Below are 12,898 nucleotides of genomic sequence, written 5' to 3'. Positions count from 1 at the left end.
TAGTTAGGGTGTGTATATGAAAGTAAGACTATTGATTACAGGTGGGACTATAGATAAGTTCTATAACCAGTCCAATGGTGAGCTAGAATTTGATAAGACCCATTTTCCAGAAATGATCAAGAGAGCTAGAATCGAAGTCGATCTCATTCAAGAAGAACTCCTACTTATAGATAGTTTAGATATGGTTGATATAGATCGCCAATTGATTTTAGATAGATGTGAAAATTCTGCTGAGGAGCTGATATTAATCACTCACGGAACAGACACCATGTGTGACACAGCTAAACTTTTAGGTGAGAGAGAAATTAATAAAACAATTGTTTTGTTTGGTTCTATGGTCCCGTATGCAGTGAATAATTCAGACGCATTATTTAATTTTGGTTGCGCCTTAGGGTCTCTTCAGCTTTTAGAGCCTGGCGTCTATGTAGCAATGAATGGAAGGGTTTTGCCGTGGAGTGATGTCGAAAAAAATAGAGACTTGGGCGTTTTTCAGCCATCAAGCCATTAATCTGCTCTACTCCAAGCTATCCAACATATATTGAACTGTAATCTTGATTTCATTATCAGAACAGTCCATACAGGTTCCTCTTGCTGGCATTCCGCCCTTACCTGCTATTGCTGAGGCAGTCAGTTTATCCAGACCAAGGTCAATTCTTGATGACCAGTCTGCTAGAGAAGCATACTTAGGCGCGCCCATGATTCCAGAGGTATGGCATCCGGCGCATTTGCTATTATAAATTTCTTCTCCAGAGCGCTCAGCTGTTTCAGTGCTCTCAGCTGATGCAACCATTGTACTTGAGTCTATTCGAACTTCTCCAACGGGTTTAATCCTTTCAAGAACAGCATTATCAACCATCATGTCGCTAGTTGACGAATCATGGCTTGAAGAAGTCAGTGACATATAACCAATAAAAATCATGGCAAGCGCCCAAACGATTAGCATTAATTTTGTTGAAGCTGATGTACCTTGACTCATTGACTCTTCCCTTAGATTAGATTAAATTCCGCAATATTATACATTTGGTTATAATAACTTGCAGTTGATTGCAACAAAAATATGTTAAAAAAAACCCTCCTAAGAAGTCTCAATATTTTAAAGATTAGTACTTGGGTTACTGCATTGATAGCCCTTGCCCTATTAGCCGTTGTTGCTTTTTTTATCCTCTTTCCTCAAACTATCAAAGGCCAAATTGAAAGTCGACTCTCTGAGGTCAGTGGACTAGACATCGCCATTGAAAAAATATCACTCGAGTTTCAAGAAAATGAACTATTATTGGCTGTCAAAGATCTGCAAATTAGTGCTGATGGACTTAAACCAATTGCAAAAATAGATGTATTAAGGTGGAATGTAGATCTTAAGGCTCTCTATGAGGGCATTGACATACCGGGCCATATTGATATCAATGAGTTAGTAATTGACACCTCATTTATTGATAAGTATGTTGGAATCATTAATACTGATGGAGTTTTATCTAACATTGGCATTTCAGGGTTACTTGCCCTTAAGTCACTCTCAATTAATAGAACAAAGCTCATCGGGGAGCAATCTTTAGATCTTGCTCCAATGGAGCTGAAAAGGAACGAGCAGAAAATCAGTCTGTCAATGAGGGATGAGTCAATCTTTAGCAGTTCACAAGTTCCTAAACTAGGCAGTTCGGTTCGAATTAATACTAGCATCGATGTTGCTAAAGCAAGAGAAGAGCGGGTCGCAGTTATACCTTTTTCAATTAATAACGAAGATTTTAATCTTTCAGCACAGGTCAAAATCTTTAACCAACAGGACCAGGTTTTTCTTGATTTTGAAAGCTATATAGACCAAATTGAGGTTAACAAGATAAGTCAAAATATTCCTGAATCGTTGGCAGATTCTAGGACTGTCCAATGGATAGAAACAGTCCTAACTGAGGGCTCACTTACAGATATCATGCTGACAACACGATTTAATATGTCGGGAGAGATTGAGTCACCAAATACTAAATTTTCTGCGAACCTTAATGGCGCCACAATCAGTGCTGATCCAAAGTGGCCTTCTATTGAAAATATCAATGCCAAAGTTAATTTTTCAAATGATTACCTTAAGATTGTAGGAAATCAGGCGAGCGTTGAAGATATTGATTTAAGTTATTTAAGCATAACCACAAGAGACTTTTCTCTGCCAGATTCGACTTTGTCGCTGAATGCAAGATTTAACTCAGAGAGTCTGATAATAGAAGACTTCATCAAAAAATCTTCTGTTTCTGAAAAAATTAAAGCTTATCTTAAAGAGTTTGAATTGAATGGCAAGCTTTGGGGTAACGTCAATATGGTGGTTCCCACTCAAAGGGATAATGACCAAAAGCTCAACTTGAGTTTTGATATGTTCGCCTCGAATAATTCATTAAGTGTTTTAGATGGGAAACTCAAAATAGATGATTTTAACTCTCAGATTTCATACAACGATGGTCTAATTAGAACAAAAGGTAAGGGTCTTATTGGCCAAGAGTTGTTTCAAATTTCACTTAATCCTAAGGATTGGATTGATGAACAAAAGCCAGGATTAAGAGTTAAGTTAAGTCATTTAGAAACTGCAACTGATGCCTTTATTAGTAAAGATGTAAATGGCAAATGGAATAGCTCTATTAACTCAGAAAATCTGAATGCTAATGTATCTGTGTTTCTAAATGACAAGGGTAAATTGATGGTTAGTCTTGCTGATTTAAATGTCTCATCTATCGATAATATTGACAAGTGGGAACTTTCTCCAAAAATCTTTCCAAATTTTCATCTGACGGCTAAAAACTCAAGAGTAAATGATCAAGATATACCAAATTTTGAAGCTGACCTTATAAGCCACGAATACGTTATGGAGATTAAAAATCTAGTATTTGAAAATATTGGACTGAGTGATGAAGACCTAATATTTAATGGAAGTTGGCTCAATGGAAAAACAGCCTTAAGAGCCAAAGCAGTAAATGACAACTTGTCAAGCTTTTTAGATAAGTTTGGAGTTGATGAGCCAGTCATTGGAGGGGGGTTTAACATTGACTTAAGGCTCTACTGTGATTGCCAGCCATGGGAGATATCCTTAGAGCAATTAACAGGCTATATGCAGGCAGACGTTGCAGAGGGTGTATTTACAAATCAAGACCCTAATCTTTTCAAACTTCTCTCTTATATTAATCTAGAATCGATTGCCAATAGACTTAGACTTTCTAGAGATGAACTCAGAGAGCAGGGTTACGTCTATGATCATATCAATGCTAAATTACTTTTTAATAAAGGAGTTGCAAAGGTTGATTATTTTTTAGTTGAGAGTGAAGAGAGTGATATTGAGTTGACTGGGAGCGTTGATGTAATAAAAAGAGATTATAATTTAGCAGCAAATGTACAACCTGCTTTAGCCGACACAATTCCTCTGGCCACTTATTTAGCTGGAGGCGGTCTTGCAGGGCTTGGCGTTTGGGCTGCCGATAAGATGCTTTTTGGTGGTGAGGTAATGAGTGGACTTCTAGATAATGCTATTGAGGTTACTTTTATTATATCTGGCCCCTGGTCAGAGCCAGTTATTGAAAAACTAGATGGAGTTAAAGTCTTATGATAAATCAACTACTTAGTGATCATAAAATCAATGAAACTGAAATTTTTAATCTGTTGAGCTCCATGTCAGAAAATGGTTCAGATTATTCTGATTTATTTTTTCAACACTCTATCGCTGAGTCATGGGTTCTTGACGAAGGTATCGTTAAAGATGGCTCATACAATATTACTCATGGCGTAGGAGCAAGATGCGTATCTGGAGATCAAACAGGATTTTCATATTCTGATGATCTGAATCTCAAGGCCATTCAAGGGGCTGTGGATTTTGCAAAAGGTATTTCAAATCATAAATCAAATAAGGCGCCTAAGATTTTAAAGAGCACTAGTTATCCTTCTAAGTATGCTGCAATTAGCCCTCTAGATAGTTTGTCTTCTGAACAAAAGGTAGATATGCTGAGGCAGATTGATTCAATGGCAAGAAAAGAGCCAAAAGTTGTCCAGGTAAACGCCTCTCTTTCAGGTGCTTACACAGAAGTATTAATAGCATCTACTGACGGAGTTTATCAAGTTGATTGCAGGCCTATGGTTAGAGTGAACGTCTCAGTGGTTGTCGAACACAATGGAAGGATTGAGCAGGCCTCTACTGGTGGTGGAGGTAGATATGATTATAGTTATTTTGCAAAAAACTCACTCGCTGAAACCTACACTAAAGAAGCAATTAGACTGGCTTTAGTGGCGCTTGAATCTAAAGATGCTCCTGCTGGAAAGATGCCAGTCATTCTTGGATCTGGTTGGCCTGGAGTTCTTTTGCATGAGGCTATAGGTCATGGGCTAGAGGGCGATTTTAATCGAAAAGGAAGCTCTGTTTTCAGCGGCAGAATTGGTGAAAAAGTTGCGAGTGAAAAGTGCACAATTGTTGACAACGGAACAATAGAAAATCGTCGTGGAAGTCTGACGATTGATGATGAAGGTACGCCTACTCAAGAGACAACTCTAATCGAAAACGGATTGCTCAAAGGCTACATGATGGACAAGATGAATGGCCGACTCATGAATAAACCGAGTACTGGAAATGGCAGGCGGGAATCCTATGCACACATTCCAATGCCAAGAATGACCAACACCTATATGCTTAATGGAGATGACAAATTTGAGGATATGATTTCATCAGTAGACGATGGTATTTACGCTAAAAACTTTGACGGTGGTCAAGTGGATATTACCTCGGGAAAATTTGTATTTTCAGCTAATGAGGCCTATCTAGTTAAAAATGGAAAAATCACAACCCCAATCAAGGGCGCAACTCTTATTGGCTCAGGGGATGAAGTGCTCCATCAAATTTCAATGGTAGGTGATGATCTAAAGCTTGACCCTGGCATAGGTGTTTGCGGTAAAGATGGCCAAAGCGTTCCTGTTGGTGTTGGGCAGCCAAGCCTCAAAGTTGATAACTTAACCGTAGGCGGTACTCAGCTTTAATTCGCTACCTTTTGCTTTAAATTAACTGCTTTTTAACTGGCTGTTTTCTCATAATCTTGTTATAATATTGCGCTGTTTAGTTGAGGATAAACAATGCTCGAAAATTATTTACCCATTATCGTCTTTATTTTCCTAGGAATTGCCTTTGGAGTAGGGCTTACAGTTGTTGGCTACCTGCTTGGTCCGAGCGATCCGAGTGAGGAAAAAAACTCACAATTTGAGTGCGGATTTCCAGCTTTTGATGATTCTCGTATGCACTTCAACATCCGCTACTATCTCGTTGCGATTTTGTTTGTCCTTTTTGACCTTGAAGTTGCCTTTTTTATTCCTTGGGCAGTCGTTCAGGCTGAGCTTGGATGGTTTGGTTTTATTTCAATGTCTATATTTTTACTGCTTCTTGTGGTTGGATTTATTTTTGAGTGGAAAAAAGGGGCTTTAGAGTGGGAATAACAAGGAGTCACTATGGCTATTGAAGGCTTAATGAAAGAAGGCTTTGTCACAACCTCATTAGACAAAGTTATAAATTGGGCAAGAACAGGCTCACTCTGGCCGATGACTTTTGGCCTTGCTTGTTGCGCCGTTGAGATGATGGAGGCTGGTTCATCAAGATATGACCTTGATCGTTTTGGAATTGTATTCAGACCAACCCCTCGCCAGTCAGACTTGATGATTGTTGCGGGAACTTTGACTAACAAAATGGCTCCTGCACTGAGAAAGGTCTATGACCAGATGCCAGAACCAAAGTATGTCTTATCTATGGGATCTTGTGCGAATGGAGGAGGATATTACCACTACTCATATGCAGTAGTCAGGGGTTGTGATCGAATTGTTCCTGTTGATGTTTATGTTCCAGGCTGTCCCCCAACAGCTGAAGCACTCCTTTATGGAATTCTTCAATTGCAGGACAAAATTCGAAGAACCAATACAATTGCGCGAACCTAAATCATGAAAGAATTAAAGCAAAAATTATCCAAAGCCTTTGGTAAAAAAAATGTGAGTGAATCTCTTAATGAGCTCACACTAAACATCAAGAGTGAAGACGTTTTAGAGGTTTGCCAGAAATTAAAAGACGATTTTCAATTCGAAATATTGATGGATCTTTGCGGTATCGATTATTTAACTTATGGTGATTCTGACTGGAATGGTAATGCCAGCTCATCTGGATTTGGAAGGGCTCGTCAAGCACAACAATCAACCAATCAAAAAGAACAGCGCTTTGGAGTGGTTTACCATTTACTTTCTGTTTCAACTAACCAGAGACTTAGAGTAAAGGCACTTCTATCTTCTGAGAACTTAATGATTCAATCGGTCACTAAGATTTGGAATTGTGCTGACTGGTTTGAAAGAGAGGCTTTTGATTTATTTGGAATTCTGTTTGAAAACCATAATGACCTGAGAAGGATTTTGACTGATTATGGCTTTGTTGGCCATCCGCTCAGAAAAGATTTCCCAATGATTGGTGAAGTAGAGATGCGTTATGATGAGGAATTAGGAAGAGTGGTCTATGAGCCAGTTAGTATTGAGCCAAACGTCAATGTTCCCAGAGTGATAAGGAAGTAAATATGTCTGAAATGAAAAACTACACTCTGAACTTTGGACCACAGCACCCTGCTGCACACGGTGTTCTCAGACTCATTCTTGAGCTGGACGGAGAGGTCGTTGAGAGAGCCGACCCTCATATTGGATTGCTGCATAGGGGAACAGAAAAATTAGCTGAATCAAAGCCATACAACCAATCAATTGGATATATGGATCGACTTGATTATGTCTCTATGATGTGTAATGAGCATGCTTACGTAATGGGCATTGAAAAAATGCTAGGGATTAAAGTTCCTGAGCGGGCAGAATACATCAGAGTGATGTTTGATGAGATCACAAGAATCATGAATCATTTGATGTGGGTCGGTACGCACGGTTTAGATGTCGGTGCGATGAGCGTATTTTTGTATGCTTTCCGAGAGCGTGAAAGCCTAATTGATTGCTATGAGGCGGTCAGTGGATCAAGAATGCATGCGACTTATTACAGGCCGGGGGGAGTTTACAGAGATCTGCCAGATAAGATGCCTCAGTACCTCGAATCTAAATTAAGATCCAAGGAAAAGCTCGAAGAGATTAATGCAAATAGGCAGGGTTCACTGCTAGATTTTATTGAAGACTTCGCAAAGAATTTTCCTAAAAGCATTCAGCAGTACTCTGACCTGCTCACAGACAACCGAATTTGGAAGCAAAGACTCGTGAATATTGCAGTCGTTTCTCCAGAAAGAGCCATGCAGCTCGGATTTACTGGAGCAATGCTCAGAGGCTCTGGAGTCGAGTGGGACATTCGTAAAAACGAGCCCTACTCTGTCTACGACAAGCTCGATTTTGAGGTTCCTGTGGGTGTGACTGGTGACTGCTATGATCGTTACTTAGTTCGTATGGAGGAGATGCGTCAATCGACCCACATTATCAATCAATGTGTAGCTTGGCTGAAGGCAAACCCCGGACCGGTGATGTCTGATGATCACAAAGTAACGCCGCCAAACAGAGAAGACATGAAGGATGATATGGAGTCACTTATTCACCACTTTAAATTATTTACTGAGGGCTACTGTTTGCCTGAGGGTGAAAGCTATACAGCGGTTGAAGCGCCGAAGGGTGAATTTGGAGTTTATCTTGTTTCAGATGGAGCAAATAAACCTTACAGAGTAAAGATAAGGGCGCCGGGTTTTGCTCATCTTGCGGCAATGGACGAAATGTCAAAGGGGCATATGTTATCTGACGTAGTAACCATAATTGGTTCTCAAGATGTTGTTTTTGGTGAGGTTGATAGATGATTTCAAATGAAGCAAAAAAAGAGATTGATTTTTGGGTTTCTAAATACCCTGAAGGACGTAAAAGTTCAGCTGTCATGCAAGCTTTAACTATTGTCCAAAAGGAGAATGGAGGAAGCTTAAATCCTGATCTCATTAATGAAGTTGCTGATTACTTAGAGATGCCCGTAATTAGTGTTCAAGAGGTAGCAACATTTTATGAAAATTACAATCATAAGCCAGTTGGTAAGCATGTGGTTCGTTTCTGCCACAATATCTCTTGCATGCTAAATGGCTCCGATGAGTTAATTTCATATTTAGAAGATAAGTTAGAGGTAAAAACAGGCCAAGTCAGCAAAGATGGCTTGGTTAGTGTAAAGAAGGTTGAATGTTTAGGGGCTTGTGTAGGTGGACCAATGTGTCAAATTGGCGACCAGTATTACGAGCATTTAACTAAAGAAAAATTAGACAACATTTTGGAAGATTTAACATGAATGAAGTTTGTTTTAAAAACCTAGATAAAGAGAATCCGGCAAGTTTTGCTACCTATGAAGCAAATGGTGGATACAAAGTTTGGCGCAAAATCCTTAACGGCGAGTTAACGCCTGACGAAATAATATCAGAATTAAAAACCTCTGGATTAAGAGGTCGCGGTGGTGCTGGTTTTCCGACAGGGCTAAAGTGGAGCTTTATGCCGCGAAATCAAGAGGGTCAGAAGTACGTCGTTTGTAACTCCGATGAAGGTGAGCCCGGAACCTGTCATGATCGTGACATACTGAGATACAACCCGCACTCTGTGATTGAGGGGATGGCTATTGCAGGCTTTGTCATGAATGCAACGGTTGGATACAACTATATTCGTGGTGAATTTATGGAGCCCTATTATCGCTTTGAAGAGGCCTTAAAAGATGCCTACAAAGCAGGCTTACTTGGAAAAAACATTCAAGACAGTGCAATTTCTTATGACCTCTATACCCATCTTGGGGCTGGAGCTTACATCTGTGGTGAAGAAACAGCTCTTCTTGAATCACTCGAAGGCAAAAAAGGCCAGCCAAGATTTAAACCGCCTTTCCCAGCCAATGTCGGCTTATTTGGTAAGCCAACAACAATTAACAATACTGAGACCTTTGCCTCAGTTCCAGAAATCCTTTCAAGAGGCGGACAGTGGTTTGCTGATCTAGGGGTTGAGAATTCGGGCGGAACAAAGTGCTTTTCGGTAACAGGAAATGTCAAAAACCCTTCTAATTTTGAAGTCCCTATGGGTACGCCTTTCTCTAAGTTATTAGAGCTTGCTGGGGGTTTGAAAGAGGGGCGCAAACTCAAAGCAGTTATCCCGGGTGGTTCATCAACGCCTCTATTGCCTGCTGAGACCGCTATGAACATGACTATGGACTACGACAGCATTGCAAATGCAGGATCAATGCTAGGTGCTGGATCCGTGATTGTGATGGATGATACAACCTGTATGGTCAAAACTTTAACCCGTTTAGCCCACTTTTATTATGATGAGTCTTGCGGACAATGCACGCCTTGCAGAGAAGGAACTGGCTGGCTATATAGAATGTTGCAAAGAATACTTGATGGTAATGGCCAAGAAGAGGATTTAGATTTACTCTTATCAGTTGGTGAAAAAATCATGGGAAATACAATCTGCGCTCTTGGAGATGCAGCTGCAACCCCTGTCGAGAGCTTCATCAAGCACTTTAGGGAAGAGTTCGAATACTATATTCAGAACGGAAAGAGCATGGTGGAAGAAAAGCATAACCTGATTGAGGAAGCAGCAAGTGTCTGAAATTGAAATTGAAATTGATGGTCATATAGTCAAGGCTAGCCAAGGTGACTCAATCATCAGTATTGCTGATAGAGAGGGGATAGATGTGCCTCGCTTTTGCTATCATAAAAAGTTATCCGTTGCTGCAAACTGCAGAATGTGTTTGGTAGACATTGAGGGTGTTCCAAAGGCCCAGCCAGCATGCTCAACTCCTGCTGCAAACGGTATGAAAATTAATACAAAAAATGACAAGGCTAAGTTTGCACAAAAAGCAGTCATGGAGTTTTTGCTTATCAATCACCCTTTGGATTGCCCTATATGTGATCAAGGCGGTGAGTGTGAGCTTCAAGATGTGGCCATGGAGTATGGCTCAGACGTCTCGAAATTCAATTTAGGCAAGAGAATCGTTCCTGATAAAGGCATTGGAGCTCTTATCCAGACTGATATGACTCGTTGTATTCACTGCACAAGGTGTGTCAGATTTGGCGCTGAAGTCGCTGGCATTGTTGAGATGGGCGGAACTGGAAGAGGCGAAGGTGTCAAAATTGAACCGTTCCTAACCGAAGGAATTCAGTCAGAGTTATCAGGAAATATGATCGATGTTTGTCCGGTTGGAGCATTAACCTCCAAACCGTTTAGATATGAAGCTCGAACATGGCAAATGAACGCAGTCCAGAGTGTTGCTCGTCATGACTTGGTTGGATCAAACATCTATACTCAGAGTTACAGAGGCAAAGTAAAGAGGGTTGTTGCTAGAGACAATGACTCTATTAATGAAACATGGATTTCTGATAGGGATCGCTTTTCATACGAAGGCCTGAATCATGAAAGCCGTGCGCTAAAACCTAAAATTAAAGTTGACGGTGAGTGGCAAGATACTGATTGGCAGCAAGCCCTTCAGTTTGCGGTTGATGGAATCAAAAATAATGCAATAAATCCAGATCAGTTGGGTGTTTTGGCGTCAAAACATGCATCATTGGAAGAGTTCTATTTGATGCAAAAATTAGCTCGAAAGTTTGGATCAGAAAATATTGATTTCAGGTTAGATCAAACTCAATTAAGCACAGGCAGCTCTCTAGAGTCATCGATAAATTTGTCAGAAATTGAATCTGTTGACCACGCCTTGATTATTGGATCATATACTCGACTCGAGCAGCCCATGATCAATCATCGAATTAGAAAGGCTGCTTTGGATGGCGCATCTGTCAATACGATCAACAGTAAAAATTTTGATTTTAATTTCAAAACAAAATGTAATGCATTGACAGCGCCACAAAAACTATTATCAGTACTTCAATCTGTCCTAAAGGCAGTGCATTTAAAAACAAATCAAGATATCCCTAATGATGTATCTGATGTCAGTCCAAGTGAAATTCACAACATAATTGCGGACGACTTAATTGCATCAGAAAACGGAGTCATTGTTTTAGGAGAGCACCTTAACAGCAATCCAAATTCCCTAGCGATTATAAACCTGATTGAGAAAATTGCATCTGCAACAAACCTTAAAATTGCAAACATAACTATATCAGGCAACTCTCATTCAGCCGAAAAGGCCAACTTTATTCCATCTAGTAATGGGCTTAATGCCATTTCAATGTTTAATGATAATACCAAGGCATTCTTATTGATGGATGTGGATTCTGAGTATGACTTTATTGACTCAAAGTCTGCTCAAGGTCATTTTAGTAAGGAAGATGTTTTTGTTGTTGTGCTGAGCAGTTTCGAGAATCAGTCAACGCTAAGTAGTGCGGATGTGATTCTTCCTATGGCCTCTTTCTATGAATCTTCTGGAACCCACATTAATTTTGATGGACTTGTCCAATCCTATAGCGCATCAGTCAAAAGCCCAGGTGAATCTAAGCCTGGCTGGAAGATTATCAAAGTGATGGCTGATTTGTTGGATTTACAGGGTTTTGATTATGTAGATTCCACTCAGGTAAAAGAGGAGGCGCTTCAATCTTCTAAGGTGAAATCAAGTGTTGATGAAGCTAACATTCAGAGTATTGATGATTCTCAGGTAACCACTCATTGGCAGTATGCACCCTATGCATCTGACAGCGTGACTCGAAGAGCTAAAGCTCTTCAAGAGTCCAATGTAGGCATGATTAACAGAGCGTATGTTTCAAAAATGACTGCCCACAAGATTGGACTAAGCGATGATGATCTTTATTTAGGTGTCCCAGTTTCAATTGAAGAGAGTGTCGCTGAAGACTGCGTGTTTATTCATACTAATCAAGCTCGAAGGGCATAGGGGGTATTGATTATGTGGCAATCATTTGTAGACCTTACACACCAGTTGATTCCTTGGTTTAATGGAAGCCTAGCTGACATCTTAATTATTGTCATTAAGGGCTTGGCTCTTATTTTTCCTCTGATTATTATGATGGCCTACATGACCTATGCTGAAAGAAAAGTGATCGGCTTTATGCAGCTTAGAATTGGACCAAACAGGGTTGGGCCATTTGGCCTTCTTCAGCCCTTTGCCGATGTCTTTAAAATGCTATTTAAAGAAGTCATTTTTCCATCAAAGTCAAATATCTATCTCTTTTTGCTCGCCCCAATCCTGGCCTTTGTTCCTGCTGTTGCAGTGTGGGCAGTAGTTCCGCTCGGTGAGGACTTCTACATCGCTAATATCGATGTGAGCCTACTCTATGTGATGGCGATTGGATCAGTTGGTGTGTATGGTATTGTTTTGGCAGGCTGGGCCTCCAACTCTAAGTACCCATTATTAGGAGCACTCAGAAGTACAGCCCTATTAATTTCTTATGAATTAGTTATAGGATTTGTCCTTGTTACAGTAGTCATGGTGGCAAGTTCAGTCAACCTCAATACGGTTGTTGAAAGTCAGTCTGGTGGAATTTTGAATTGGTACTGGATTCCACTCTTCCCAATGATGATTGTTTTCTGGATTGGCGCTTTAGTGGAAACTAACAGGGCGCCTTTTGACGTTGTCGAGGGTGAATCTGAGATCGTTGGCGGAACACATGTTGAATACTCAGGTATGCCATTTGCACTATTTTTTATGGCTGAATATTTCAACATGATTTTCATGGCAATGCTGGCAGTCCTCATGTTTTTTGGTGGTTGGCACTCCCCATTTGAAGGGATCCCATTCCTAGAGGAGTTATTTGGATTTGTCCCTGACTTGATTTGGCTATTAGTCAAAATGAGCTTCTTTTTATTTTTGTATTTTTGGATTCGTGCCTCCTTCCCAAGATTTAGGTATGACCAAATTATGAGACTCTGTTGGAAAGTTTTCTTGCCGCTCACAATTGTTTGGATATTTGTTGTTGCATTGATGACACAACTGGGAATAGGACCTTGGTTTTAAGGAGATAGA

The 12,898-nt window shown here is 40.2% G+C and carries 12 protein-coding genes; 11 read left to right on the top strand and 1 reads right to left on the bottom strand.

Annotated features, from left to right (window positions below):
* Positions 1–16: 16 nt before the first annotated feature.
* Positions 17–508, top strand: coding sequence for an asparaginase domain-containing protein (locus ACMAZA_RS07365; protein WP_435188322.1), 492 nt, complete (start codon positions 17–19; stop codon positions 506–508).
* A 6-nt stretch (positions 509–514) separates the two neighbouring features.
* On the opposite strand, the gene ACMAZA_RS07360 is transcribed toward ACMAZA_RS07365, so the two are convergent.
* Entirely contained in the window at positions 515–976 is a 462-nt protein-coding gene (locus ACMAZA_RS07360) for a c-type cytochrome (protein WP_435188320.1), read from the bottom strand.
* A gap of 81 nt (positions 977–1,057) precedes the next feature.
* Between ACMAZA_RS07360 and ACMAZA_RS07355 the strand changes: the two genes are divergently transcribed.
* From ACMAZA_RS07355 to nuoH, 10 genes are all read left to right on the top strand, one after another.
* Positions 1,058–3,577 carry a YhdP family protein gene (locus ACMAZA_RS07355; protein WP_435188318.1) on the top strand — a complete coding sequence of 840 codons (2,520 nt, stop codon included), beginning with the start codon at positions 1,058–1,060 and terminating at the stop codon, positions 3,575–3,577.
* The gene (gene tldD, locus ACMAZA_RS07350; protein ID WP_435188316.1) at positions 3,574–4,992 is read left to right on the top strand and encodes a metalloprotease TldD; all 1,419 of its coding nucleotides are present in this window, start codon (positions 3,574–3,576) and stop codon (positions 4,990–4,992) included. Before ACMAZA_RS07355 ends, tldD begins: the two co-directional genes overlap by 4 nt.
* 93 nt (positions 4,993–5,085) lie before the next feature.
* Positions 5,086–5,442 carry an NADH-quinone oxidoreductase subunit A gene (gene ndhC / locus ACMAZA_RS07345; RefSeq protein ID WP_435188314.1) on the top strand — a complete coding sequence of 119 codons (357 nt, stop codon included), beginning with the start codon at positions 5,086–5,088 and terminating at the stop codon, positions 5,440–5,442.
* Between the two features lie 12 nt (positions 5,443–5,454).
* Positions 5,455–5,934 (top strand): NuoB/complex I 20 kDa subunit family protein, encoded by a 480-nt coding sequence (locus ACMAZA_RS07340; protein ID WP_020023966.1) that lies wholly within the window; start codon positions 5,455–5,457, stop codon positions 5,932–5,934.
* A gap of 3 nt (positions 5,935–5,937) precedes the next feature.
* Positions 5,938–6,552: an NADH-quinone oxidoreductase subunit C gene (locus tag ACMAZA_RS07335; RefSeq protein WP_435188312.1), complete on the top strand. Its 615-nt coding sequence runs from the start codon at positions 5,938–5,940 to the stop codon at positions 6,550–6,552.
* Positions 6,553–6,554: 2 nt separating this feature from the next.
* Complete coding sequence (locus ACMAZA_RS07330; RefSeq protein WP_435188310.1) at positions 6,555–7,808, top strand: NADH-quinone oxidoreductase subunit D; 1,254 nt, start codon at positions 6,555–6,557, stop codon at positions 7,806–7,808.
* Complete coding sequence (gene nuoE / locus ACMAZA_RS07325; protein ID WP_435188308.1) at positions 7,805–8,278, top strand: NADH-quinone oxidoreductase subunit NuoE; 474 nt, start codon at positions 7,805–7,807, stop codon at positions 8,276–8,278. Before ACMAZA_RS07330 ends, nuoE begins: the two co-directional genes overlap by 4 nt.
* Positions 8,275–9,576: an NADH-quinone oxidoreductase subunit NuoF gene (gene nuoF, locus ACMAZA_RS07320; protein ID WP_435188307.1), complete on the top strand. Its 1,302-nt coding sequence runs from the start codon at positions 8,275–8,277 to the stop codon at positions 9,574–9,576. The genes nuoE and nuoF overlap by 4 nt, the downstream gene beginning before the upstream one ends.
* Positions 9,569–11,809 carry an NADH-quinone oxidoreductase subunit NuoG gene (gene nuoG, locus ACMAZA_RS07315; protein ID WP_435188305.1) on the top strand — a complete coding sequence of 747 codons (2,241 nt, stop codon included), beginning with the start codon at positions 9,569–9,571 and terminating at the stop codon, positions 11,807–11,809. Before nuoF ends, nuoG begins: the two co-directional genes overlap by 8 nt.
* Positions 11,810–11,821: 12 nt before the next feature.
* Positions 11,822–12,889: an NADH-quinone oxidoreductase subunit NuoH gene (gene nuoH, locus ACMAZA_RS07310; RefSeq protein ID WP_435188303.1), complete on the top strand. Its 1,068-nt coding sequence runs from the start codon at positions 11,822–11,824 to the stop codon at positions 12,887–12,889.
* The last annotated feature ends 9 nt before the right edge of the window (positions 12,890–12,898 follow it).

This window comes from Pseudothioglobus sp. nBUS_23 (assembly GCF_051201565.1).
Taxonomy (GTDB): domain Bacteria; phylum Pseudomonadota; class Gammaproteobacteria; order PS1; family Pseudothioglobaceae; genus Pseudothioglobus.
The sequence above is the reverse complement of the archived record's forward strand: the minus strand, read 5'-3'. Positions and strand labels throughout refer to the sequence as shown.

Excerpts from the sequence above, each read along its gene's own strand:
- ACMAZA_RS07365 (WP_435188322.1), top strand. The coding sequence starts at position 17 with ATGAAAGTAAGACTATTGATTACAGGTGGGACTATAGATAAGTTCTAT.
- ndhC (WP_435188314.1), top strand. The coding sequence starts at position 5,086 with ATGCTCGAAAATTATTTACCCATTATCGTCTTTATTTTCCTAGGAATT.
- tldD (WP_435188316.1), top strand. The coding sequence starts at position 3,574 with ATGATAAATCAACTACTTAGTGATCATAAAATCAATGAAACTGAAATT.
- nuoF (WP_435188307.1), top strand. The coding sequence starts at position 8,275 with ATGAATGAAGTTTGTTTTAAAAACCTAGATAAAGAGAATCCGGCAAGT.
- nuoH (WP_435188303.1), top strand. The coding sequence starts at position 11,822 with ATGTGGCAATCATTTGTAGACCTTACACACCAGTTGATTCCTTGGTTT.
- ACMAZA_RS07355 (WP_435188318.1), top strand. The coding sequence starts at position 1,058 with ATGTTAAAAAAAACCCTCCTAAGAAGTCTCAATATTTTAAAGATTAGT.
- ACMAZA_RS07360 (WP_435188320.1), bottom strand. The coding sequence starts at position 976 with ATGAGTCAAGGTACATCAGCTTCAACAAAATTAATGCTAATCGTTTGG.
- ACMAZA_RS07340 (WP_020023966.1), top strand. The coding sequence starts at position 5,455 with ATGGCTATTGAAGGCTTAATGAAAGAAGGCTTTGTCACAACCTCATTA.
- ACMAZA_RS07335 (WP_435188312.1), top strand. The coding sequence starts at position 5,938 with ATGAAAGAATTAAAGCAAAAATTATCCAAAGCCTTTGGTAAAAAAAAT.
- ACMAZA_RS07330 (WP_435188310.1), top strand. The coding sequence starts at position 6,555 with ATGTCTGAAATGAAAAACTACACTCTGAACTTTGGACCACAGCACCCT.
- nuoE (WP_435188308.1), top strand. The coding sequence starts at position 7,805 with ATGATTTCAAATGAAGCAAAAAAAGAGATTGATTTTTGGGTTTCTAAA.